The sequence below is a fragment of the Methylobacterium sp. 4-46 genome (assembly GCF_000019365.1).
Lineage (GTDB): Bacteria > Pseudomonadota > Alphaproteobacteria > Rhizobiales > Beijerinckiaceae > Methylobacterium.
In genome coordinates, this window is the sequence record NC_010511.1 from 5,190,789 (window position 1) to 5,212,566 (window position 21,778).

Sequence of the window (21,778 nt, forward strand, 5' to 3'; positions counted from 1 at the left end):
CCTCGCGCTCAGCATCAGGGGCGCGGAGTCCGACGGCTCGACCTGGATCGATGTACTGCGCGTGTGGCGCTCCAAGGTCTCGAAGCCAAGCTTCAGCGCCGCCGGCACGAGGATGCACTCTGGCTGACGCCAACACGATTAACTTGGTCGAATGATACTGCGCAGGGCGAAAGCTCTGAAGCGGGACAAGGGAGACGGGCGGTATTGGCCGCAAGCACCCTGACCGGGATGGTGGTCGGGACGTTGGATGCCCCTGGCCAGAACACTTGGACCCGCATAGCACGAGATCATCCTACCGCTTCTGCCCCTCCCCGCTCAATTGACCTGATCGGTATTTTGGACCGGGCCGAGTGCGAGGCTACTGCATGGCCGTTGCCAGGGGTAGCCGGAAGGCCGGATCCGGGAAGGTGACAGGCGCGGGCGGGCGATAGCCCAGGGACGAATGCGGCCGGACGCGGTTGCAGGTGTTCTGCCGTAACCCGATCACGGTCTGCGCGTCCCTCAACGCGTAGAAGATCTCCTGCTTCAGGCACTCGTCGCGCAGTTTGCCGTAGAAGCTCTCGCAAAACCCGTTCTCCCATGGAGAGCGCGGCGCGATGTACTGGATCTGCGGGCCGGTCTTGGCGAGCCATTTGCGTCGCGTCTTCGAGATCATCTCAGGGCCGGTGTCGCAGCGAACGTGCTCGGGGACGCCGTGCAGGCACATGGCGTCGGCCAACGCCTCGAGCACGCCGAGGCTGTTGATCCGCCGTGCCACTTTCAGAACCAGGCACGCCCGGCTGTGCTCGTCGATCAGCGTCAGGATGCGCAAGCTCCGGCCGTCGTGGGTCTGCCCCTGCACGAAGTCGAAGCTCCAGACGTGGTGCGGTGGAGCGGTCGCAGCCGCACGCACGAGCCGTCGTTCAGCCACCGGCGGCTACGTGGTCTCTGTCGGCTGGGGACCTTCAGCCCCTCGCGACGCCAAATGCGCTGAACCCGATCCTTGCCCACCTGCCAGCCGGCTGCCTGCAGCAGTGCGGTGACACGGCGGTAGCCGTAGCGTCCGTACTCGGACGCCAGGGCGACGATGGCACGGGTCGGCGCAGCCTCGTCGGCCGGCGGCGTGGGCACGTAACGCTGCGTGCCCCGGTGCTGGCCGACGATCCGGCAGGCGTGACGTTCCGAGAGGCCGTACTTCTCGGATGCCGTCCACCGCCTGCCGGCGTCGCTCGGGGGCTATGAGTTTCCCGAGGCGACGTCCGCCAGGACCTGCTTCTCCAGCGAGAGATCGGCCACGAGCCGCGGCAGCCGCGCGTTCTCGCGCTCCAAGTCCTTCATCTTCCTGGCCTGATCAACTTGGAGACCGCCGTACTCCTTGTGCTAGAGCATTTTCCGACGAAGTGGATGCCGGTTCGTCGCAGAAAATGCGGCAAGATCAAAGATCGAGAGCAGCACCCGATTGCAACGTGATCGGGTGCTGCTCTAGCGGTCATAGCTCTGCTCGGAGATCTCCGCCTCCGTGCAGGCCAGGGCCCAACTCTTGCCCTGTGCCGTCTGCACCTCAATCTGGCGCAGCTTGAGCATCACCTGCTCCGCGCTCGTCTTCTGACCTCGCCGCATGTCCGACTCCTTCGGTCCGGGCTGATCCTCTCAATCAGCCCGGACCGAAGCCAGCCGGTCAGGTCACTGGGGAGGCCGCCGCTGATCCGCACCACCCGCACCCGACCCTCGCCAGAAAACACAGTCAGGGTGGCAGGGACGGTGACCGATCGGCCGCGCGCAAGGGCGGTCACGACACCGCTCGCTCGACGAGCCACAGGATGAGCATCGCAACCAGCCCGGCGACCACCACCTGAACGATGAACTGTGTTCCCGCGCCCCATCCAAATTCTGCCTCCAGGTATCGCTTGACGGCGGTGCTGGCGAACCAGCCGAGACCGCCCGCAATGAACGTCACGAAACGGCTGCGGTACCACGGTCGAGGATCCTGCGGCTTGGCCATGGTCGGCGATGCGCCTCCTGGGTCTCGAAGCTAACTGCCGGTGCGACCGACCTGGCTGCTTCACGCGCTGTCGGGCGGGGTGGCGTAAGTCGCCAAGCTGGCGACTTACGCGAACGCTGCAGCTAATCGCATTGTTTGATCTGGATGTGCAAAGGTATGACAGGCTTGTCTTGAAATATAATCCCAAAAACATTGCTAACTCTGCTGCTTGCAGAGAAGCCCGGAGGAATAGGTTGAGGATTTAATCCAGCTACGGTTTCGGAGAGCTCGTCGTTGCTCAAGGTATTATGAGTGCAATACTTTGATTTATTCTCTGGCTTTCTAAGTGTGAGCTGTTTCAAGGATTTGAGCATAGAAGCCTCCCGAGGCAACATCATTGCCCTCCGAGAGAATGCAAGTCCAACACGCCACCCGATGTGCTCAGACGCACATGCGTCAGCCCCACTCCTAGCCCAACCTCCGCCCTAAGCTAAGGCTGCTCCAACCGTGCGAGTGGTTGTATAGCTGCTCGCACGCGTGAGACCGGCCCATCCGCATAGGCGCGGTTACGGAGCCGCTCTTTGGGCGATCTTGGCGATGTGCGCCCGGCGGCACCCGGTCGCCGCCTGGATCTGCGACCACGTCATTCGGCACGGCCGACCGAGGCCTGTAGCGTGCCCTGGAGCGGTTCCGGCGGGGATGGGCGAACCGGGATTGAGCAAAGCGGGATCGGTCCGTGCTGTGCCCGTAGCCATGCCGCAACCGCCAGGAGAGCGGCACGGTCGAGCCGATGCGCCAGCTCGTCCTCACGCTGCTGCCGGGCCCGGGCGCTCAGGCCGGCAAATCGCAGCAGCAGCTGCTGGGGCACGTCGTCGAGCAGCAGCCCCGGTGGAGCGATAGCGGCCGGCAACGGCTCGCCGAGTTCGCTCCGGCTGGCTGAGCTTGCTGAAGCCACGCTGCTGCGACACCGGGTCAAGAGGGAAGACGAACGCGGCGGTAAGCGCGCCGACCGGGCGCCTTAAAATTTGGTTAAAACTGAGACAAGGCGCCGCCGTGCTTAGTGAAGAAGCAGCATTATTATAGCGAAGCTTGCGCTCGCCGCGCCAATAAGGCCGACACTTGCCATTGTTTCCGCAATCACCGCCGCCCTCTCTTTTTTATTGAGGCTGGCCATATCGAGTGTTGAGTGATTTGGCAACTCGGATAGGCGGCTTAGGGCTTGCTCAGACCGCATCCATCTGAGGCCGGTAATTAAGTTGTGCACGCTGCAAATAGCGGCCGTAAGTGCCTCGGAATGTTAGCGGTCAAGCTGTCCGGAGCATGCGCGGACGTTGAAGTAAGCTGTGGAACTACCCTGGTCTGTGCGACAAACTCAGCACAGAAGCTTGCCCCGGTGTGTCACCGCGAGCACACTGGCACCATGTCTCGTAGCCCGCCCACGTCGCACTTCCAGCTCTGGTTACTCTGACCACGGCCAGACGGCGCCAGCGTTGTGACCGATCATGAGGAACTGGGCGCCGTCACCGAGGAGACGGCAGTCGCGGCGGCCGCGGACCGGGCTTGCGAACTGTTCTCGCAGTCTGACGCGGTCGTCATGCTGCTGGACGGAACGGGCAAGCTGATCTGGTCGCGGCGGTGCGGCATGCCTCGGCCGGGTGACCTCCTCGGCAAACGAGTGCAGGAGACCACAGGGGGCGCTGGGGAGCTGGTGCCCCAGGTCACGGCGATCATGGCGGGGCAGCTGAGCGGCGTCGCCTCGCTCCGACCCGCTTGGCGATCGTGGCAAGGTGAGCCCGATTGTACCCGGTCGCCGCCTGAACCTGAGACCACGTCATCCCGGCTGACAGCATCGCGGCGATCCCCGCGTTGCGCTCCGTGTCCTCCGCCCGGCCCCGGCAGAGGCCCTGCGCCTTCGCCCGTGCCTGTTGAAGGGTCACGCGGGCCCTGTTGAACCAGCTCCGGGCTGGTTCGCCAGGGGTATACCCTTCCTGAACCGATGCGGGCACGCCTGGTGCCGGGCCGCAGTCTCCGCAACGGCCCTATGACGGGGAACGATCGATACACTACACGATAAATATCTTTGATCTCGCCGACTATGAATTCGTGTTTCGGCCCTTGTTTATCTATCGATTTTCTTACAAATTTTCTAATATGGTCACGAATTCTCTCGCTTCTCTCTGATGAATTGTCAGTCGCGTCATGTGCTTCGGTCATGAACGGGTCGCGCATCGATCGGGTTCCCGGCGCCAGAGAGCCCGCATATTCAACAGAGAGCCCAGCCTCTTAGGCAGGGCGACATGTCGGTGTGACTACACAACCTATTCTGCCCTAATCCTGCTATATAGCGCAACGTTCCCAAAGTCATGTAGTCGTTACGGCCTATGCGTGATCGTGCAGTTGATTTCGAAAGTCTTCGTTGCGCGGATTAAGCTTACATAAACGAAGTATGCGGATTAACTTGCTGTCGGATACGTAGCCTGCCGGACGGAGCCGCGCACTCCCGTCCTCGCAGAAAAGGACCTAGTCATGCGGCACTTCTACTTCGACCTCGCCGACGGGGTCACTACCATCCGGGACGAGGAGGGGGTCGAGGCCACGAACCTGGATCAGGCCCTGGAGGCGGCCGAATCCGTGATCCGGGAGATGCGAGCCAATGGCGTGCTGGCGCACCTCGGAGACGGCTGGACCCTCTGCATCCGTGTGGAGGCCGAGACCGTCCTGGCTATCCTGCCCGTGGAGTAGCGGCTGATCGCACGGGGTGTGGCGCTCGACTTCGCGGCGATCCTGGTGGCGAGGCCGATGTAGGCCGGCACGCTCGGCAGGCCCCACTACACCTCGGGGGAGTATCGGGCCGTCATGCGGACCACTGGCCCGATCGCCGATCCCGCCGCCCTGGTCTGCGCGTGGAGCCGCGGCCTCGCCTCCCTCTCCCCCGGCCAGCCGCCCTGCCCCGGCTTCCGCCTGGACGACTGGGCCACCAGCCTGGAGAACTGCCGCCGCTTCGTCGACGAGTTCGGCGCCGAGGCGGCGCGGCTCGGCTGGGACGCGCTCACCCTGTTCTCGGTGCACCCGCAGGCCGGCATCGTCCGGGGCGACTGCTGCGGCGTGATGATGCCCTGCTCCTACCCGGTGTTCGAGCTGGCGGAGGCGTACCTGACGACACACCTCTGGACCTCGCGGAAGGCCAAGCCCGGGCGCTGCCGCGGCGTGACCGTCTGGGAGTTCGGGAAGGCGGCCTAGCGGGATCACGAACTCCGCCGTAGCCTGCGCCGATCAGGGCGCCGATCTCACCCGTGCCGATCCGACCCGAGCACCGCGGCTTCGACCCGATCGACTGGCCCCAGCTCTCCGACGTGATCCGCTTCCGGTCCGCCGGAGGGCGCTGCGAGGGCTGCGGGCGGCCCCACCTGCAACGGGTCGCCTTCAGGGCGGGCGCTGGTTCGACGCCGCGACCGAGATGCGGCGCGACGGGCGAGGCCGCATCCTGCGCAGCCGCATGCTCCCGGAGGACCTGCTCCACACCGTCCGGTTCACCCGCGTGGTCCTGGCGACGGCGCACCTCAACCACGACACGGCCGACGGCGCGCCCGGCAACCTCGCCGCCTCCTGCCAGCGCTGGCACATGCTGCACGACCGGCCCGAGCACCAGCGGCGGCGCCGGTTCACCCTGTTCAGCCGCAAGGCGGCCGGCCATCTGTTCCATGGGCTCTACCCGGGTAGATGGGACACCATAGAATGAGCGTAGCAGGTGTCGTTGGCCCGATAGGCTCGGCATCCCTACTTTAAATGGCTGATGCGCAACGCACTCCAGGAGAACACGCTGCAAATCTGATTATAACAAATTTGTAGGCGAGCCATGTCCGTGCACTATCTACGGCCGTCGCCAAAGAAAGAGGCGCCTCAGTGGGCCGCTCTTGTTGCCGTTGCAGCCTTCGCGTATTTCGAGTTCGAGGTACTTAGGCCCACAGTGCAGAAAATGGGTCGGGAGGCTTATGTTGAAATCATGCACCTGTCAGAGGAAATGTTCTGCATGGGAACCGCGGCGAGCAGTGCTGCTTTCTGCGGTCACTAAAACGCAAGTTTCCGTCGGTGGGCGGTAGCATACAGGGCTGTACATCACCCTCATGTCCAAGGCCGTCACCGACGAGCGTGTGAACGCCGCAGTCTCCGGCTACCTCGACGATCCCACGCCGGGACTGCGCCTGATCGCCGAAGGCGTCGCCGTGGACCTCGCGGCGGTGATCCTTGCGAACATCCACGCCCGGGGGGCTGGTCCTGACGAACGCCCTTGAGGCGCAGCGACGGATGGCGGTGCGCGCGGCCATCCTACTGGCGCGGGCCGGTTGAGCGAGACAATCACGCCCTCGCTCCCGACCCTCATGGAGGGCGCTCTCACCCGAATGAGTGATGAAAGCTTGGCCTTTTGGGCATACACCAAGTCCAGCGCTCGCCACCCAAGGAAGCCGTGCGATGGATGCCAATCTCAGGACCGTTCTGTCCTTCGCCGCCGTGTACGCGGTCATCGCCATCGCCCTGCTCGCCGCACAGCCGATTGCTGGTGCAACTCAGACGGCGGATGCGGCCGGCAACTTCGAAGCACCTGTGAGCCGCTGGTTGCACGTCGTGATCGCCTCGGCCGAGTAGCGACGATCACGGTCCTTCCGGGGGGCCGGCTGATACGCGCACGCAATCCCCGCCGCGCCTGCGACGAGCAGGGCCGCGAGATACCACCGCCCACGATCGGCTGGCCCCGGTCCGAGGAGGGCGACCGCACGGCCTTCGTGCACTGCAACGCGACCGATTGCGGCCACGAGGCGACGATCAGCACGGACCGCTTCCCGGCCGACTTGCCCTTTCTCGACATCGCCCTGCGGGTGCGCTGCTCGGCCTGCGGCGCGAAGCCGGTCGGCGTGGTGCGCGACATGCTGGGCGTCTACGCCCGGCTGCACGCGAAATACAGCTGGGGCATGCGTGTCCGGCCCGCTACCGGCGAGTTATCGCGTCGTAGGGTGGGACGTGCCGTGGCCGGATGAGGGCGGCCGCACCGCTTAAGGGGGACACGGACGCTGCCCTTCTCGTATTCAGGCGAGAACTACCTCAAGCTCAACTCGCTCGCCCGAGTGTCCAAGAAAGCGGTGATGTTCTTGATCCGGTTCAACGCCTCCTGCTGTGTGCAGGTGTTCACGTCCGACCCGTAGAACAGGAGTCCGTACCGCCTCCGTATGGCACAGTCAGTCTGGGTTAACAGTATGAACGCGGCCATCAGCACGATCGCTATCCAAATCGGCCGCCTCGCTGTCAGATGAAGCATGCCGATCGGCATAACCAGAACTGATCTTAATTCGGCACCCTTCTTAGGTCTTCGCTGGCGTGCGGAAAAGGCATCCTGATTTGCCTCACGGTTGGCAAGTAGCCTTTCCAGGCGCAGCACTGCACGATTTCGTATGCGCAGCATAGGGAGCGTCCTTCTCTCCCGTAGCATAAAACGCGACCACCTCTTAAATGCGGCTGTACTTGCGCGTAAAACTGCGACGTTTTATTTTGCATTAAGTTCGATTTAAGTTCACCAAATGGCCGCGGGCATCTTGCCGGCGCCAACGGGGACCCAGATAGGCACAACATTAGGGATGCCGCTTCAGGCCCGCACATTGATCCAGGATAGAAAAGGCCCGCCGCTACCGGAGCTGAGCGGGCCGAAGATGTCCCCAACACGATTGAGAGCTTCTAACAGAACCAGGGTTGGCGCCTTAGCGGCCGCGCCGAGCTCACGGGTGTCCTGTTCGTGTTGCGCTCGGGCACGCCATGAGAAGTCTGCTATTGCAACTGTTTTGCTCAGTCTGTTCCTTTCGTCAGTTGCTGCGATATTTGGCCAAACATCTGCACAGGATCGCTCTGTCCTGCCGTAGAATTTGATGATATTCCTAAGATCCTCTTGAAGAACCCGCCCGCAATTCCATCAAGTTCTTCATCGGTCAAGAGCCCGATCTCCTCTGACGTTCTGATTTGCTTTGACGTTGAAGCGCGGTCCTGTTGGCACGTGTTCATGGGGCATCTCCCTCGCGGGTTGGCTGCCTCTCCGGCTGGGCTCCGCCGTGGTGTTGAGGACAGCCTGAAGCCCGCCAACCAGAAATCTGTGCGCGGCTGCACAGAGCCGGTTCCGGGGGCACGTGGCTCTACCACCGCCCGCAAATTGTCAGAGACGAGGGGCTTGGCTCTGCCCCTCGAACGCGCCAGCCTAGTTTGGTTAAAACCTAAGGAGCATCGTGCACCCGCACACCCGGGGCGATCAAGCGCCATCGCCTTCGAGCCGAACCCGAAACTCGTTCGGCTTGGCCGCGGGAGGGCCGCTACAGGTGGGAGGCCGACGCAGAACGATGCATGATCGTCCGATCGCGTCGGTCACGAGGGCCACACCGTCGATGAGCCTGCGGTCCCAGTACGAGCAAGCCGTGCGCGACTTGCGCGAGCACGCGGCTGAGATGCGCCGCCGCGGCGCCTCCGCCGAGGCCATCGCGCGGGCGATGCACGCGGAGCGCAGGCGACTGGCCTCCCTGTTCAAGGAGCAGACCCCCGAGCCGCACCGGACCCGCATCTACGAGCGCACGGTGAGGGTCTACGGGAACGAGATCGGCCCCTCGATCGAGTCCCTGCGCGCGATGGGCAAGTCGTGGGAGGCGATCATCGAGAGCGCGACGCGTCCGGGGCCGCCCGTCGAGTGAGGACCCGAACAGGCGAACGCAGGGTAGGGCGAGGTTGACGACCAAGCTCGGGCCTCGCAGAGCACCACTCGAAGGCCCATTTTCGGGCAGCCCGCGCCGGAAGCGCGCGGCGGACCAGCCGCTGCTCCCGATCCGGGTGTGCAGTGTCCAGACGGGCGCCGCCTTGATCGAGATGTCGACCTGCCTGCGCTGGGTGATCGAGACGTCCTTGAACAGGTCGTCCATCGCGGCGCGGGCGCGCGTCCCGGTCGGGACCCGACCATGGTGATGGGCAGGTGGCCATTGCCGCCGGCCGAGGCCCCCGCGCCGTCGAAGCGCCGGCCCCCCATGTCGTCGCCGATCCGGCGCGCCGCGGGTCGGCCCGGCGGCGGGTCGTTGACAACCTCGCCGTCGCGCAGGCGCGAGTAGCCGCCCGACCTGGACTTGAACTGCGCGATCCCGAACGCCCCCGAGCGCGAGTTCGCCGAGGTGGGGCCGCCGCGGGCCTCCACGGCCGAACAGCGCGCCACCAGGGCCTTCGCGCCCAGCGCCGAGGCGCCGCCCTTCGCCAGCACGTCGACCGCGTGTTGCTGCTGCTTCGCCGTCCACCAGCCCCCGGCGCACGGAACGCCGCCGACCTTCTCGACGGCCTGACCGACCTCGGTCCAGTCCTTCTTGAACGACTTGACGCTGTCGTCCTTGGCGACGCGGGTCAGTGCCCCCCTGAAGCTTCGCGAGCGGCGCCGAGACCTGGTCGTCAACGCCGTTCCGAAATCGCTGGCTCCCGCCAGTCATCTACATAACCTTAGATTGCAAGTTTTGGCCAGATTAGGTTGCGTTTGTGTGCTTGCGAATCGGCCTGATCTTACCTTGAATTTTCTGCGAGTTAGTCGCACGATAAGCTGCCGACCGAAGAGGAGGGCTGAGATGAGTGCCGGTCAAGCTAATGCGCTGGCAGGTAGCGCAGACCTCATCGAGGTGACATCCGGGCTCGTAGCTGCGTACGTCGCCCACAACTCTGTCGCGCCTTCCCAGGTGCCCACACTCCTTAGTCAGGTGCACGCGGCGCTGGTTGGTCTGCACAGGCCGCCCGCGCAGGAACTTGCCAAGCCGGTTCCGCCGGTCCCGATTAAGAAGACGGTGACGCCGGACGCGATCATCAGCCTGGAAGACGGCAGGCCCTACAAGTCGCTCAAGCGCCACCTCTCCAGCCGCGGCATCACCCCCGACCAGTACCGCCAGAAATGGGGCCTGCCGCCCGACTACCCGATGGTGGCGGCGAACTACGCCGCGCAGCGCTCCGAGCTTGCCAAGAGCATCGGCCTCGGCCAGTCCCGCCGCGCCGCGGGCCAGAAGGGCAAGTAGGCGGGACCCGCCCGATCGTCAGTGGGGTCGCGGCCCGCCTCGGGGCCCGTCGCCACGACCTCCGTCCGCGACAGGTCCTTCCGGCGCGGGGACTGCCGGCTCGCGGGCGTGTGCGAGACCCTCTGGTCCGGAACGCCCTGCGCGAGGCCGCCCACCGCGGCTTGGTGCCTATCGAGGAGCGCGCGATCAGCGGCTGGCGGAACGACACGAACGTGGTGCGCCTGGTCTCGGAGGAGTGGCGCTCCTGGCTGCGCCTCGCCAGAGGCCGGCAGGTGCCCGCCCCGATGCTCCGTTGGCCCGTCGACCAGGGCGCCCGTAGGCCGGCCACCTCGCCCGCGGGCGCGAGCAGACCGGGCTCTCTCGCGAGGCCGCCGTCCAACGCGTCACCTTGCTGAAGAGGCTGGCGCTCGCTGGCGCCGGCGCCACCGATCTGCCGGTCATTCCGCGCTACACGATCCACTGAGGCCCAGACGCACGAACGCCCGCCGGAGGGTTAGGACCTGTCCGGGCGTCGGGTCACAGGGACTCGTGATGACTACAGCCACCTAACGACCACGGCTGGCGCCTTGTTCCGGCTCGGCAAGCTCATCTTCAACGATGATTTGTTTATCTACGTCAGGCGCGTGTATCGGCCCTCGCGCGCGTCAGGGCGGCCCATTCGCATAAGATCAAGTACGGGACGCGTTATGGCGCCTGCGGACAGTTTCCGGAAGCATTCGAGCGCGCCATGAACCGGTCGCCAGTCGAGGGCCAGTTGATCGGCCCTCGGCAGGGCCTCGCGGGCTGGCGTCTCGACCGTGCTAGACTAGGTGCGCCTGCGCCGGATCCCATCCCCGGCGACGGGCAGCGGGTCGGGTTTCGGCCGTCCGGATTCGGCCTTCCGGCTACCCATGGCAACGGCCATGCAGCAGCCTCGCACTCGGCCCGGTCCAAAATACCGATCGGGTCAACCCGAGCATCACGCCCATGAGCGTCTTGAGCGAGTGCGGCCACGCCTCGGCGTCTCCAAGCGGTGTGGCCGCCCAGGGATGCTGACGCATGAGCGCGCCCATCATATCGCCACCTTGGAGGAAGGCCGGGGTTGCCGCTGCTGGCCTCGCCTGCTCACTGGTCGTCACTGAGTAGGCCGCTTCGACGTGCACGTCCCTGTCATTCTGCTGACCGAGGCAGCGGAGAGCGGCGCGAATCACCTCACCGGCGGTCCGGTACTGCCCGCTCGCGACCTTTTCCGCGATGAAGGTGTTCAGTTCAGTGGTGAGCGACGCAGTGATGGCTGCTTTGGCGGGCATCTTACCAGGGGGTTATGAAGCTTTCTCACCCGGTCAGCTGGCGTCGCCTCACCCGAAACCCTGGTGGCAGTGATCCACGCGAGTGTGGCTGACGACCAATCGCCACGGGCGTTCTGGCGGTTTCGCCCGACCATTGCTGGACGCAAGTTGGCGTCGTTAACCGCTCCTATGCCGCGACAATGCCCCGGACTCCTCGCCGTCCGCTGCACGTCAACGCCTTCTCTCAGGCTCCGCAGCATCGTGCCCGGTGACATGGCTGGTTGAGAGCCAGCCAGCGCCCCCACGCGTCACTCATTAGCGGGAAGGACGGCTGTAAGGCAGCGTTGGGCGCGAGCGCCGACAGCGCTGCGCCAAGTCCGCCCACCGCACGTGCCAAGCTGGAACGCGCGAATCGGGATGGAGTTGGGCTGACAGCGGCCGGGGGGCACCCGGCCACATGTGAGCCCCTGACCCTGAGCCGTGAATGGCGGCGCTTGGGGCAGGAGGAGAAAAATGCGAGAGGAGACGCGCATGAGCGACTACGATCGCTGGCGCAACGAGCGCGACCGCTCACGTGAGATGGGCGACCGAGATCGGGACCGTTTCTCCAGCCGCAGCGACCGCGGTTACGGTGAAGACCGCTACTACGGTCGCGATGATCGTGACTACGGCCAAGGCCGGCACGGCCGCGACGATGACGATTGGCGTCGGCGCGAACGCGAGCCCGGTGCGATGGATGTCGCGTTCGGGCGCGGGATGGGCAGCAACTACGAAGGCCGCGACATGTCCGGCCGCGGCCAAGATCGCTCCCGGTACACTGGCGGGGACAACGACTACTACGGCGGCTTCTACGGCGCGGATCAGGGCTATGGCCGTGGCCGGTCCGATCGCCCGAGCCAGGGCGGCTACGGCCGTGGTGATTACGGCGCACGCGACTACGGACGTGGCGGCTCTCGTGATTACACCCGCTCGTATGATGATCGCGATGTGACCGGCTATCGTGGGGAGCGTGGCTTCCTTGATCGAGCCGGGGACGAGATCTCGTCGTGGTTCGGAGACGACGAGGCAGCCCGTCGTCGGGAGCGTGATGCCGCACAGGGCGACCAAGGTGCCCAGCATCACGGAGGCCGGGGTCCTCGCAACTACCAGCGATCAGACGAGCGCATCTGTGATGACGTGAATGACCGCTTGACTGATGATCGACAGGTAGATGCGACCGAAATCGAGGTCACGGTTCAAGGCCGCGAGGTCACGCTGAACGGAACGGTCAACAACCGTTACGACAAACGTCGAGCCGAGGACATAGCCGAGTCCGTGTCAGGCGTCACTCACGTGCAAAACAACCTTCGCGTCCGGCAGAGTTCATCAATGAACACCGGTGGGCTTGGCGGTGAACGAGCCACCTCTAGCACCGGGCAGCCCTCCACGGCAGGGACAAGCAGCAGCAACTTCAGCGGCGTTGGGATGGGCCGACAAGAGAAAATTGGCACGTAGCATCACACTGGAATGCGGCGGCCCTATTCGGAGCCGCCGCTTCTGGCAGTGAGGGTTGAATCTCGATCCAAAACGCGATGCCGGATCGCGCTGACGCCGCGCGATCGTGGCCAGATCACGACCGCACGGAAGCCCGAGGCGTGCTCACTTGTCGCTGTTCCAGATATCGGTCGAGAGCTTCCAGTCGTTCCCGACCTTGCGCCAGACCACGACGTACTTGCCGGACGCGTCCTGCGCTGACTGATCCTTCAATTTAAGCACGAAACGGCCGACTTCACGCGCGGCCTCACCGCCCAGCGGCTGAACGTCTAGCGTCGTGAGTTTGATGTCGGTGATGACCTTCCCCGCCTCCGTCCAGAACTTCTGGACTTCTGCGCGACCATGTACGAGTGGGCTGCCAGATGGGAGCACGTAGGCGTCCTCAGTGTACATGTTCGCTACTGCTGAGAAATTCCCGCTCCGAAACGCGCTCTCAAATTCCGCGTTCAGCTTATCGATAGCTGCCTTATCCTGTGCCAGTGCATGTCCCGCAAGCAGGAAGAGCGCTGTGGCGAGAGTTGGTGCGCGCATGGGAGCCTCCTCGATCTCGGTTCTACATCGAGACTAAACCGGGAAAGCTGAGCAGCATAGCGGACGCGACCCTCAGTGTACTGGCTCGGTGACGCGGGAACGTCTCGACATGACGACATCGGGTACCGACTCGCACTTAGAGCATTTTCCGACGCAGTGGATGCCGGTTCGTCGCAGAAAATGCGGCAAGATCAAAGATCGAGAGCAGCACCCGATTGCAACGTGATCGGGTGCTCTGCGACGGCGGCGGGCTCGACATTGCCGTGCTCGGGATGGCGGAGGCGGACGCGGCCGGGAACGTCAATGTCAGCCGCTTCGGCCCGAAGCTCGCGGGGGCCGGCGGCTTCATCAACATCAGCCGGAACGCCCGCAAGGTCGTTTTCGCCGGCACCTTCACGGCCGGCGGCCTCGGTGTGAGGATCGAGAGCGGTCAGCTCCGGATCGTCCAGGAGGGGCGGGCCAGGAAGTTCCACGAGCACGTCGAGCAGATCACCTTCTCGGGCCGGGTCGCGGCGGACAAGACGGTCCTGTACGTCACCGAGCGCTGCGTCTTTCGACTACGCCAGGACGGCCTGGAACTGATCGAGGTTGCGCCGGGGGTCGATGTCGAGCGGGAGACCCTCGCCCACATGAACTTCCGGCCGATGATCAAGGGTGCGCGCACGATGGATCCGCGCATCGTTGCCGCGCAGGCGATGGGGCTGCGGGAGCGGATGCGCGATCTCAACCTCGCTGACCGGCTCGCCGATGACCCTGACCGCAACGTCCTGTTCCTGAACCTCGAAGGACTGCACGTCCGTCGGATCGAGGATGTCGCGATGATCCAGGAGGCCGTGGCGGCGCGCTGCCGGGAAGTCGGCCGGCGCATGGCCGTGGTCGTCAACTACGATGCCTTCCAGCTTGATCGCGAGGTGGCGGACGCCTACGCCGAGATGGTTCGCGCGCTGGAGCAGACCTACTCCACCCGCGTTTCCCGCTCCACGACGAGCGCGTTCATGCGCGTGAAGCTCGGACACGTCCTCACCCGCACCGTGCGGCCGCACATCTTCGAGAGCAGGGCCGAGGCGCAGGCGTTCCGCGACAGCGTCCGGGAGCCATGACCGCGCACCTCGCGTCCCGTGGGTGCGCGCTGCACGGGGTGTCGCGCTCCCCGCCTGTCGCTTTCGCGCTGTCGGGAAACCGCCAGCCAGCGTTATCCCTTTTTAGGGCAAAGCCGAGCGAACCGGCCGGCCAGGGAGAAATGCTCATGAAGACAGTATCGGCGCAGACCAGCCGATCCTCAGGTCTCCAATCGATCGAGGGAAGAGCCGCTGCCACAGGAGCCCTCGCGCGGCTCGGCATTCGCTTCACCGCCTGGGCCGAGCGCTGGTTCCCGGACGCCTTCATCTTCGTGGCGATCGCGGTGGTCCTCGTGGCGCTCGGCGCCCTGGCGAACGGGGCGCCGGCCGCGGCGGTCGCCAAGACCTTCGGGGACGGCTTCTGGAGCCTCATTCCGTTCACGATGCAGATGGCCTTCGTGACGATCGGCGGCTACGTCGTCGCCACCTCGCCGCCGGTTCAGTTCTTGATCGACCGCCTCGCCCGGATCCCGCGCACCGGGCGTGGGGCGGTGGGCCTCGTGGCCGCCGCCACCATGCTGTCGTCCTTCCTCAGCTGGGGCCTCAGCCTCATCTTCGGCGGCCTTCTCGCGCGGGCGCTGGCCCGCCGGACGGAGTTGAACATGGACTACCGGGCTGCCGGGGCCGCGGCCTATCTCGGTCTGGGTGCGACCTGGGCGATGGGCCTGAGTTCCTCGGCCGCCCAGCTCCAGGCCAATCCGAAGAGCCTGCCGCCGAACGTGCTGCCGATCACCGGCGTGATCCCGTTCAGCGAGACGATCTTTCTGTGGCAGTCGATGCTGATCGCGCTGGTCCTGTTCTTGGTCTCGGTGGCGATCGCCTACGCGTCGGCCCCGGCAGCCGTCAGCGCCGTCACCGCGCAGGATCTCGGCGTGGACGTTTCGGCCAAGGAGGAAAAGCTCGATCCGCCCGCGCAGCCCGGCGAGAAGCTGGAGCATTGGCCGCTCCTGAACATCCTGCTCGTCATCATTGCCGGCGGCTGGATCTGGCAGGAATTCGCGCGGCAATCGTGGATCGTCGCGATCTCGAACCTCAACACCTACAATCTGCTGTTCCTGACCCTGGGCCTGCTGCTGCACTGGCGCCCGAAGCGGTTTCTGGTCGCCGTCGCGAAATCGGTGCCGGCGACGGCCGGAGTCCTGATCCAGTTCCCGCTTTATGCCTCGATCAGCGCGATCCTCACGGGTGCCAAGAACGCGTCGGGCGACACGCTGTCGGAGGTGATCAGCCACGCCTTCGTCAGCTTCAACACGGCTGGCAGTTACCCGCTCTCGATGGGCGTCTACTCGGCGGTGCTCGGCTTCTTTGTGCCCTCCGGCGGCGGCAAGTGGCTGCTCGAGGCGCCCTACGTCATGCAGGCGGCGAACGAGTTGAAGGTGCATCTGGGCTGGGCCGTGATGATCTACAACGCGGCCGAGGCCCTGCCGAACCTGATCAATCCGTTCTGGATGCTGCCGCTGCTCGGCATCCTTGGCCTCAAGGCGCGCGACATCGTGGGGTTCAGCTTCCTGCAGCTGCTCGTCCACTTGCCGGTGGTGCTCTTCCTGTTATGGGCGCTCGCCTTCACGCTGACCTACCACCCGCCCGTCATGCCCTGAGGACGGATATCTCGGGGACGGCGCTCTCGTGGCGAGCAGCGGCCGTCCTCGTCTCAGGCGTGGCCTCCAGGCTGATCGTGGCTTGTGCGAAAGGGTGGCTGAGCGATCTTCAGGCCGTTGAGAAGTCTGCTATCGGGTGGCGAGCGGCCCCTCAAGCGGCCCTGACCGAAGGTCCGGAGATGGCGCATAGCCGAACAAGGCGAACGCGGACTCCTGGCCGGTTGCCGCTCACCGCCTCCGTTCGTGGCCTCATACGACATCCGGTTGATTGCGCCGCCATCTCCCCTTTCGGCCATGCGGACGTCGGCTTCGCTCAGGCGCCGCGCGGGCTTGGGATACGACATCCGACGGATTGCTTCGCAATGCGGATGTCGGCTTCGCTCAGGCGCCGCGCGGGCTTGGGATACGCGATCCGCTTTGATCAAGCGGATCCCGGATCAGAGAGCCAGATGCGATATGCCGCAGATTTATTCAGACGCCTTGCGGTCCTGCGGCGTGTCCGAGGGGCACCCTCGTGGGCCAGGCCGGCCCAGCGCCGCCACAGTGCTGCTCACGGGCGGCATTCTGGTGGCCGCCTACGCGGCGTGGCTCAAGCACGAGAGGGCAGCCCTGTTGCGCGGAACCGACAACCCGCAATTCCAGAGATCAATCTCGCGCGGCAACCCGACCGCCAGTTGGCACTACCTCATCGATGAGAGGTGCGCCGGCAGCAAGGCGCGGCAGCAGGCTCCGGTGCCCCTCTGGGCCGCGGGCGTTCCGCTCACGAGCGCGGAGGCTGACAGGATGTGGGGTGGGCCACTCGTTTAGGCGCGGCAAATTGGACCGATTCGCCTTCTACAGAACGGGTCCGAGCTGTTACCCGCAGCGTTACCCGGCTTCGATCCAGGAGAGCGGACTTTTGAGCTAAGTGTCTGGTGCCGCTGGGGAGGATTGAACTCCCGACCTCGTCATTACCAATGACGCGCTCTACCACTGAGCTACAACGGCAAACCCCGGTTCGGCCCCGGTCCGGGAGGCCCGAGAGCCCCGCCGCGGCGGTTGCGCCGAACACGGGTGGGGCTTTAGCGGATCGACGCGGCCAATGCAATCGCCGCGTCGCAGCAATCGGCCGAAACCCCGGCACCACCCTGGCCTGAGCCTTGCAACCTTCTCCCTGCGAAGCGGGCGCGGCGCGGGGGAGAGCGCATGGACATCGAACTCGTCGGCCTGACCAAGCGGTACGGCGCCACGCTGGCGGTGGACGCCATCGACCTGAAGATCCGCTCCGGCTCCTATTGCTGCCTGCTCGGCCCCTCCGGCTGCGGCAAGACCACGACGCTGCGCATGATCGCCGGCCACGAGACCGTGACGCGCGGCGACGTCGTGATCGGGCCGCGGGCGGTCGGCGACCTGCCGCCGGCCCGGCGCGGCACCGCCATGATGTTCCAGAGCTACGCGCTCTTCCCCCACCTCACCTGCCGGGACAACGTCGCCTTCGGGCTGCGCATGCGCGGGGTGCCGAGGGCCGAGCGCCACCGCCGCGCCGAGGCGATGCTGCGCCTCGTCCAGATGGAGGCGCTCGCCGGGCGCCTGCCGGCCCAGCTCTCCGGCGGCCAGCAGCAGCGGGTGGCGCTGGCCCGCGCCCTCGTCACCGGCCCCAAGGTGCTGCTCCTCGACGAGCCGCTCTCGGCCCTCGACCCATTCCTGCGCGTGCGGATGCGGGCCGAGCTCAAGCGGATCCAGGCCGAGCTGGGCATCACCTTCGTGCACGTCACCCACAGCCAGGAGGAGGCGATGGCGCTCTCCGACCTCGTCGTGGTGATGAATGGCGGCCGCATCGAGCAGGCCGCCGACCCGCGCACCGTGTTCGAGCGGCCCGCCACCGCCTTCGTCGCCCGCTTCATCGGCGGGCACAACGTGATCGCCCTGCCCGACCGGCGCATCGCGGTGCGCGCCGACCGGATGCGGCTCGGCCCGGAGGCCGGCCCGGACGCCGTCCCGGCCCGCGTCGTCGCGGTCGAGTACCAGGGCAGCACCGTCCATCTCGGCCTGGAGGCGGAGAGCCTCGCCACGGAGGCCGGGACGCCGCTCACCGCCATCCTCAGCGACCGCGCCTTCGCCCGCCTCCCCCTCGCGCCCGGGGACGAGGTCCGGCTCGGCTGGTCGGCCGAGGAAGCCCACCGCCTCGACGCCTGACACGTCGCATACAGGGGAGACACGGATGACCGACTCGACGAAGCAGACGGGCCTGACCCGGCGCGGCCTCCTCGCGGGCGCGGCCGCCGGCGCCGCCGCGGGCAGCGGCGCCGTCACGGGCTTTCCCTCCATCATCGCGGCCGAGCCCGTGACCCTGCGCTATCTCGGCACCGCCGTGAACCAGAGCGCCGACATCGCCCGCAAGGTGAAGGAGGATCTCGGCATCACCATCGAGTACATACCGGTCGTCACCGACGAGGTATCGAAGCGGGTCGTCACTCAGCCGAACTCCTTCGACATCGTCGATTCCGAGTATTTCAGCCTCAGGAAGCTGATCCCGTCCGGCAACCTGGTCGGCATGGACGCCCGCCGGATCAAGTACGCCGACAAGATCACCACCGTGTTCACCAAGGGCGAGCTGAACGGCAAGGCGATCGGCGACCAAGGCACCGCGCCCAAGAAGGTGTTCTACCTCGAAGGCCAGACCGCGACGAAGTTCGCCGGCGCGCCGACCGAGTGGATCACCCTGATCCCGACCACCTACAACGCCGACACGCTCGGCATCCGGCCCGACCTGATCAAGCGGCCGATCTCGAGCTGGAAGGAGCTGCTCAACCCCGAATTCAAGGGCAAGGCCTCGATCCTCAACATCCCGTCGATCGGGATCATGGACGCCGCCATGGTGGTCGAGGCGATGGGCGAATACACCTATCCCGACAAGGGCAACATGACCAAGGCCGAGATCGACCGCACCATGAAGGTGCTGATCGAGGCCAAGCGGGCCGGGCAATTCCGGGCCTTCTGGCAGGATTTCAACGAATCCGTGAACCTGATGGCCTCCGGCGAGACGGTGATCCAGTCGATGTGGTCCCCCGCCGTCACCAAGGTGCGCTCGCAGGGCGTGTCCTGCACCTACCAGCCGCTGAAGGAGGGCTACCGGGCCTGGGCCGCCGGTTTCGGACTCCCCAAGACCCTGACCGGCCGGAAGCTCGACGCAGCCTACGATTTCATCAACTGGTTCCTGTCGGGCTGGGCCGGCGCCTACCTCAACCGCCAGGGCTACTACTCGGCCGTGCTGGAGACCGCCAAGGCCGAGATGGAGCCCTACGAGTGGGCCTACTGGATGGAGGGCAAGCCGGCCGAGAAGGACATCAAGGCCCCGGACGGCACCGTGCTGGAGAAGGCCGGCGCCCTGCGCGACGGCGGCTCCTTCGCCGAGCGCATGGGCGCGGTGGCGTGCTGGAACTCGGTCATGGACGAGAACACCTACATGGTCCGCAAGTGGAACGAGTTCATCGCCGCATGAACCCGGCGGCAGAGCGCGCGATCCCCCTGCCCGAGGTGGCTGCGGCGCCCGCCGCCGCGGCGCCCGGGCTCGCCGAGGAGGGGCGGCGCCAGCGCCGCCTCGCCACCCTGCAGGCCGCCCCCCTGGCGCTGGTCTTCCTGGTCTTCTTCGTGGTGCCGCTGGCGCTCACCTTGATCGTCAGCTTCTGGGAATACAACGAGTACGAGATCATCCCGGCCTTCACGCTGCAGAACTACGCGGACGTGTTCGACGGCTGCTTCTCCGGCGGCGACCTCTGCACCACCTTCCGGACCTACCTCTCGACCCTGAAGTTCTGCCTGCTCGCCTGGGCCTTCACCCTGGCGATCGGCTTCACGGTGGCCTACTTCGTCGCCTTCCACGTCCGCACCAGCGCCATGCAGACGGTGCTGTTCCTGATCTGCACCATCCCGTTCTGGACCTCGAACGTGATCCGGATGATCGCCTGGATCCCGCTGCTCGGCCGCAACGGCCTCGTCAACGACGCCCTGATGGGCCTCGGCCTCACCGCCAAGCCCCTGGAGGGGCTGCTCTACTCCGACTTCGCGGTCGTGCTCGCCTTCATCCACCTCGACACGGTCTTCATGATCGTGCCGATCTTCAACTCGATGATGCGCATCGACCGCGCGCTCATCGAGGCGGCGCGGGACGCCGGGGCGGGCGCGTGGCAGATCCTCTGGACCGTGATCGTCCCGCTGGCGAAGCCCGGCATCGCGATCGGGTCGATCTTCGTGCTAACCCTGGTGATGGGCGACTTCGTCACCGTCGGGGTCATGGGCGGCCAGCAGATCGCCTCGGTCGGCAAGGTCATCCAGGTGCAGATGGCCTACCTGCAATTCCCGGCCGCGGCGGCCAACGCGGTCGTCCTGCTCGGCGCCGTCATCCTGATGATCGTCGGGCTCACGCGCCTGATCGACCTGCGGCGGGAGCTCTGACCATGGTCCGCGACGGTCCGCGCCCCCTCTCCTTCTACCTGCTGGCCGGGTTCTTCGGCCTGTTCGTGCTGTTCCTCTACGGGCCGACCCTGACGATCCTGGTCCTGAGCTTCCAGGGCCCGCAGGGCGGCCTCACCTTCCCGCTGAGCGGGGTCTCGACCCACTGGTTCGCGCGGCTCTGGGCGGGGCTCGGCGTCGTCGACATCTGGGCGGCCTTCCGGCGCTCGCTGGCCCTCGGCGTCGCGGTGATGGGCCTCACGGTGGCCATCGCCTTCTTCGCCGGCCTCGCCTTCCGCAAGGGGTTCCGCGGCCAGGGCCCGCTGTTCTACACGGCGGTGGCGAGCCTGATCGTGCCCTCGATCGTGGTCTCGCTGGGGATCGGCCTCGAGTTCCGCCTCGCCGACGAGGCGATCAAGGCGCTCGCCGCCGCGACCGGCTGGGCCGCGCTGCAGGAGCACGGCACGATCATGGGCCTGTTCACCTCGGCGCTCGGCGCGCACCTGACCTGGACCCTGCCCTTCGGGCTCCTGATCATGTTCGCGGTGTTCAACCGCTTCGACCCGGCCTACGAGGAGGCGGCGCGGGATCTCGGCGCGAGCGGGCCGCGCACCCTCCTCCACGTCGTGGTTCCGATCATCCTACCCTCGCTCGTCGGCGTCGCCCTGTTCGGCTTCACCCTGTCCTGGGACGAGCTGGCGCGCACCAGCCAGGCGATCGGCGGCCGCAACACCCTGCCGCTCGAACTCCAGGGCCTGACCACCACGGTGACGACGCCCGAGATCTACGCCCTCGGCACGGTCACGACCGGGGTCTCCCTGGCGGTGATCGCGCTCGCCGCCTCGGCCTTCACCTGGCTCCAGCGCCGCCGCGCCCGCCGCAGCCTGCGGCCGGGCGCCTGAGCGCCGCCGATCCCGCCGCGGGAAGCCGAGGCTCGGGGCGACGCCGCCCGCGGGCTCCGGGCGGCCCGCTCAGCGATAGGACCGGCGGTGGCGATAGGGGCGGGCGTGGTGGTGGCGCCGCCCGGAGAGGCCCGTGCGGTAGGCCCTGCGTCCCGGATCGATGCCGAGCACGCCGTTGACGCCGCCCACGGCGCCGCCCACCGCCCCGCCGACGATCCCGCCGATCGGGCCGGCGACGCGGTCGCCCTCGGCGGCGCCGCGGCGGATCCCGCCGGGAATGCCCTGGGCCTCTGCGGCGCCCGCGAGCGCGCCGAGGACCAGGGCGGCCGAGAGGAGGGAGAGGACAGGCCTGATCATGTCGAAGCTCCGAGCGA

Annotated in this window: 21 protein-coding genes, 1 tRNA gene and 3 pseudogenes; 17 read left to right on the plus strand and 8 right to left on the minus strand. The window is 66.2% G+C overall.

Going from position 1 to position 21,778, the window contains the following annotated elements; all coding sequences use genetic code 11:
- Positions 1–358 precede the first annotated feature (358 nt).
- From M446_RS22670 to M446_RS22685, 3 genes and pseudogenes are all read right to left on the minus strand, one after another.
- Positions 359–1,356 (minus strand): annotated as a pseudogene (locus M446_RS22670) (IS3 family transposase); the annotation flags it as partial.
- Between the two features lie 104 nt (positions 1,357–1,460).
- Positions 1,461–1,599 (minus strand): annotated as a pseudogene (locus M446_RS37500) (IS3 family transposase); the annotation flags it as partial.
- 169 nt (positions 1,600–1,768) lie between these two features.
- Positions 1,769–1,981: a hypothetical protein gene (locus M446_RS22685; RefSeq protein WP_012334440.1), complete on the minus strand. Its 213-nt coding sequence runs from the start codon at positions 1,979–1,981 to the stop codon at positions 1,769–1,771.
- A 769-nt stretch (positions 1,982–2,750) separates the two neighbouring features.
- Here M446_RS22685 and M446_RS38600 point away from each other — a divergent pair.
- From M446_RS38600 to M446_RS35775, 7 genes and pseudogenes are all read left to right on the plus strand, one after another.
- Complete coding sequence (locus tag M446_RS38600) at positions 2,751–2,900, plus strand: hypothetical protein (RefSeq protein WP_210161162.1); 150 nt, start codon at positions 2,751–2,753, stop codon at positions 2,898–2,900.
- A gap of 1,586 nt (positions 2,901–4,486) precedes the next feature.
- The gene (locus tag M446_RS22690; RefSeq protein WP_012334442.1) at positions 4,487–4,702 is read left to right on the plus strand and encodes a DUF6894 family protein; all 216 of its coding nucleotides are present in this window, start codon (positions 4,487–4,489) and stop codon (positions 4,700–4,702) included.
- Positions 4,703–4,816: 114 nt separating this feature from the next.
- Positions 4,817–5,200, plus strand: a complete 384-nt coding sequence (locus M446_RS22695; RefSeq protein ID WP_012334443.1) for a hypothetical protein — start codon at positions 4,817–4,819, stop codon at positions 5,198–5,200.
- Between the two features lie 53 nt (positions 5,201–5,253).
- A pseudogene (locus M446_RS22700) lies at positions 5,254–5,699 on the plus strand (hypothetical protein).
- A gap of 385 nt (positions 5,700–6,084) precedes the next feature.
- Positions 6,085–6,252 carry a hypothetical protein gene (locus M446_RS38270; RefSeq protein ID WP_012334444.1) on the plus strand — a complete coding sequence of 56 codons (168 nt, stop codon included), beginning with the start codon at positions 6,085–6,087 and terminating at the stop codon, positions 6,250–6,252.
- A gap of 178 nt (positions 6,253–6,430) precedes the next feature.
- Positions 6,431–6,604 (plus strand): hypothetical protein, encoded by a 174-nt coding sequence (locus M446_RS38275; protein WP_012334445.1) that lies wholly within the window; start codon positions 6,431–6,433, stop codon positions 6,602–6,604.
- Between the two features lie 137 nt (positions 6,605–6,741).
- Positions 6,742–6,993: a hypothetical protein gene (locus M446_RS35775; protein ID WP_012334446.1), complete on the plus strand. Its 252-nt coding sequence runs from the start codon at positions 6,742–6,744 to the stop codon at positions 6,991–6,993.
- A 799-nt stretch (positions 6,994–7,792) separates the two neighbouring features.
- Here the strand turns inward: M446_RS35775 and M446_RS38280 are convergent.
- Positions 7,793–7,936: a hypothetical protein gene (locus M446_RS38280; protein WP_168169170.1), complete on the minus strand. Its 144-nt coding sequence runs from the start codon at positions 7,934–7,936 to the stop codon at positions 7,793–7,795.
- 443 nt (positions 7,937–8,379) lie between these two features.
- On the opposite strand from M446_RS38280, the gene M446_RS22715 reads away from it, so the two are divergent.
- The 3 genes from M446_RS22715 to M446_RS22725 all read left to right on the plus strand — a co-directional run bounded on the left by M446_RS22715 (position 8,380) and on the right by M446_RS22725 (position 10,023).
- Positions 8,380–8,679: a hypothetical protein gene (locus M446_RS22715; protein WP_012334448.1), complete on the plus strand. Its 300-nt coding sequence runs from the start codon at positions 8,380–8,382 to the stop codon at positions 8,677–8,679.
- 423 nt (positions 8,680–9,102) lie between these two features.
- A complete protein-coding gene (locus M446_RS38285; protein ID WP_043701539.1) occupies positions 9,103–9,312 on the plus strand; it encodes a hypothetical protein in 210 nt (69 codons plus the stop codon).
- A 273-nt stretch (positions 9,313–9,585) separates the two neighbouring features.
- Complete coding sequence (locus tag M446_RS22725) at positions 9,586–10,023, plus strand: MucR family transcriptional regulator (RefSeq protein ID WP_012334449.1); 438 nt, start codon at positions 9,586–9,588, stop codon at positions 10,021–10,023.
- Between the two features lie 884 nt (positions 10,024–10,907).
- On the opposite strand, the gene M446_RS34490 is transcribed toward M446_RS22725, so the two are convergent.
- Positions 10,908–11,312, minus strand: coding sequence for a type II toxin-antitoxin system ParD family antitoxin (locus tag M446_RS34490; RefSeq protein WP_063826015.1), 405 nt, complete (start codon positions 11,310–11,312; stop codon positions 10,908–10,910).
- 510 nt (positions 11,313–11,822) lie between these two features.
- On the opposite strand from M446_RS34490, the gene M446_RS35790 reads away from it, so the two are divergent.
- Positions 11,823–12,785: a BON domain-containing protein gene (locus M446_RS35790; RefSeq protein WP_085984500.1), complete on the plus strand. Its 963-nt coding sequence runs from the start codon at positions 11,823–11,825 to the stop codon at positions 12,783–12,785.
- A gap of 144 nt (positions 12,786–12,929) precedes the next feature.
- On the opposite strand, the gene M446_RS22740 is transcribed toward M446_RS35790, so the two are convergent.
- Positions 12,930–13,355, minus strand: coding sequence for a YybH family protein (locus M446_RS22740; protein ID WP_012334452.1), 426 nt, complete (start codon positions 13,353–13,355; stop codon positions 12,930–12,932).
- 215 nt (positions 13,356–13,570) lie between these two features.
- Between M446_RS22740 and M446_RS22745 the strand changes: the two genes are divergently transcribed.
- Entirely contained in the window at positions 13,571–14,455 is an 885-nt protein-coding gene (locus M446_RS22745; RefSeq protein WP_150108716.1) for a hypothetical protein, read from the plus strand.
- A 146-nt stretch (positions 14,456–14,601) separates the two neighbouring features.
- On the plus strand, positions 14,602–16,071 hold the full coding sequence (locus tag M446_RS22750) for a short-chain fatty acid transporter (RefSeq protein ID WP_018259584.1): 1,470 nt from the start codon (positions 14,602–14,604) through the stop codon (positions 16,069–16,071).
- A 912-nt stretch (positions 16,072–16,983) separates the two neighbouring features.
- Here the strand turns inward: M446_RS22750 and M446_RS22760 are convergent.
- Positions 16,984–17,058: transfer RNA gene (locus M446_RS22760), tRNA-Thr, on the minus strand.
- A 198-nt stretch (positions 17,059–17,256) separates the two neighbouring features.
- On the opposite strand from M446_RS22760, the gene M446_RS22765 reads away from it, so the two are divergent.
- Genes M446_RS22765 through M446_RS22780 form a run of 4 tightly spaced genes read left to right on the plus strand, consistent with a single transcriptional unit; the run spans position 17,257 to position 21,404 of the window.
- Positions 17,257–18,246: an ABC transporter ATP-binding protein gene (locus M446_RS22765; RefSeq protein ID WP_012334455.1), complete on the plus strand. Its 990-nt coding sequence runs from the start codon at positions 17,257–17,259 to the stop codon at positions 18,244–18,246.
- A 25-nt stretch (positions 18,247–18,271) separates the two neighbouring features.
- Entirely contained in the window at positions 18,272–19,552 is a 1,281-nt protein-coding gene (locus M446_RS22770) for an ABC transporter substrate-binding protein (RefSeq protein ID WP_012334456.1), read from the plus strand.
- Positions 19,549–20,505: an ABC transporter permease gene (locus tag M446_RS22775; protein ID WP_012334457.1), complete on the plus strand. Its 957-nt coding sequence runs from the start codon at positions 19,549–19,551 to the stop codon at positions 20,503–20,505. The genes M446_RS22770 and M446_RS22775 overlap by 4 nt, the downstream gene beginning before the upstream one ends.
- A 2-nt stretch (positions 20,506–20,507) precedes the next feature.
- Entirely contained in the window at positions 20,508–21,404 is an 897-nt protein-coding gene (locus M446_RS22780; protein WP_012334458.1) for an ABC transporter permease, read from the plus strand.
- 69 nt (positions 21,405–21,473) lie between these two features.
- Here M446_RS22780 and M446_RS22785 read toward each other — a convergent pair whose 3' ends face one another.
- Complete coding sequence (locus M446_RS22785; protein WP_012334459.1) at positions 21,474–21,761, minus strand: hypothetical protein; 288 nt, start codon at positions 21,759–21,761, stop codon at positions 21,474–21,476.
- Positions 21,762–21,778: the final 17 nt, after the last annotated feature.

What these genes read in the sequence shown, in the direction of transcription:
- M446_RS22685 (WP_012334440.1), bottom strand. Translation starts at nt 1,981, where the DNA reads ATGGCCAAGCCGCAGGATCCTCGACCGTGGTACCGCAGCCGTTTCGTG.
- M446_RS38600 (WP_210161162.1), top strand. Translation starts at nt 2,751, where the DNA reads ATGCGCCAGCTCGTCCTCACGCTGCTGCCGGGCCCGGGCGCTCAGGCC.
- M446_RS22690 (WP_012334442.1), top strand. Translation starts at nt 4,487, where the DNA reads ATGCGGCACTTCTACTTCGACCTCGCCGACGGGGTCACTACCATCCGG.
- M446_RS22695 (WP_012334443.1), top strand. Translation starts at nt 4,817, where the DNA reads ATGCGGACCACTGGCCCGATCGCCGATCCCGCCGCCCTGGTCTGCGCG.
- M446_RS38270 (WP_012334444.1), top strand. Translation starts at nt 6,085, where the DNA reads ATGTCCAAGGCCGTCACCGACGAGCGTGTGAACGCCGCAGTCTCCGGC.
- M446_RS38275 (WP_012334445.1), top strand. Translation starts at nt 6,431, where the DNA reads ATGGATGCCAATCTCAGGACCGTTCTGTCCTTCGCCGCCGTGTACGCG.
- M446_RS22715 (WP_012334448.1), top strand. Translation starts at nt 8,380, where the DNA reads ATGAGCCTGCGGTCCCAGTACGAGCAAGCCGTGCGCGACTTGCGCGAG.
- M446_RS22725 (WP_012334449.1), top strand. Translation starts at nt 9,586, where the DNA reads ATGAGTGCCGGTCAAGCTAATGCGCTGGCAGGTAGCGCAGACCTCATC.
- M446_RS34490 (WP_063826015.1), bottom strand. Translation starts at nt 11,312, where the DNA reads ATGCCCGCCAAAGCAGCCATCACTGCGTCGCTCACCACTGAACTGAAC.
- M446_RS35790 (WP_085984500.1), top strand. Translation starts at nt 11,823, where the DNA reads ATGAGCGACTACGATCGCTGGCGCAACGAGCGCGACCGCTCACGTGAG.
- M446_RS22740 (WP_012334452.1), bottom strand. Translation starts at nt 13,355, where the DNA reads ATGCGCGCACCAACTCTCGCCACAGCGCTCTTCCTGCTTGCGGGACAT.
- M446_RS22750 (WP_018259584.1), top strand. Translation starts at nt 14,602, where the DNA reads ATGAAGACAGTATCGGCGCAGACCAGCCGATCCTCAGGTCTCCAATCG.
- M446_RS22765 (WP_012334455.1), top strand. Translation starts at nt 17,257, where the DNA reads ATGGACATCGAACTCGTCGGCCTGACCAAGCGGTACGGCGCCACGCTG.
- M446_RS22770 (WP_012334456.1), top strand. Translation starts at nt 18,272, where the DNA reads ATGACCGACTCGACGAAGCAGACGGGCCTGACCCGGCGCGGCCTCCTC.
- M446_RS22775 (WP_012334457.1), top strand. Translation starts at nt 19,549, where the DNA reads ATGAACCCGGCGGCAGAGCGCGCGATCCCCCTGCCCGAGGTGGCTGCG.
- M446_RS22780 (WP_012334458.1), top strand. Translation starts at nt 20,508, where the DNA reads ATGGTCCGCGACGGTCCGCGCCCCCTCTCCTTCTACCTGCTGGCCGGG.
- M446_RS22785 (WP_012334459.1), bottom strand. Translation starts at nt 21,761, where the DNA reads ATGATCAGGCCTGTCCTCTCCCTCCTCTCGGCCGCCCTGGTCCTCGGC.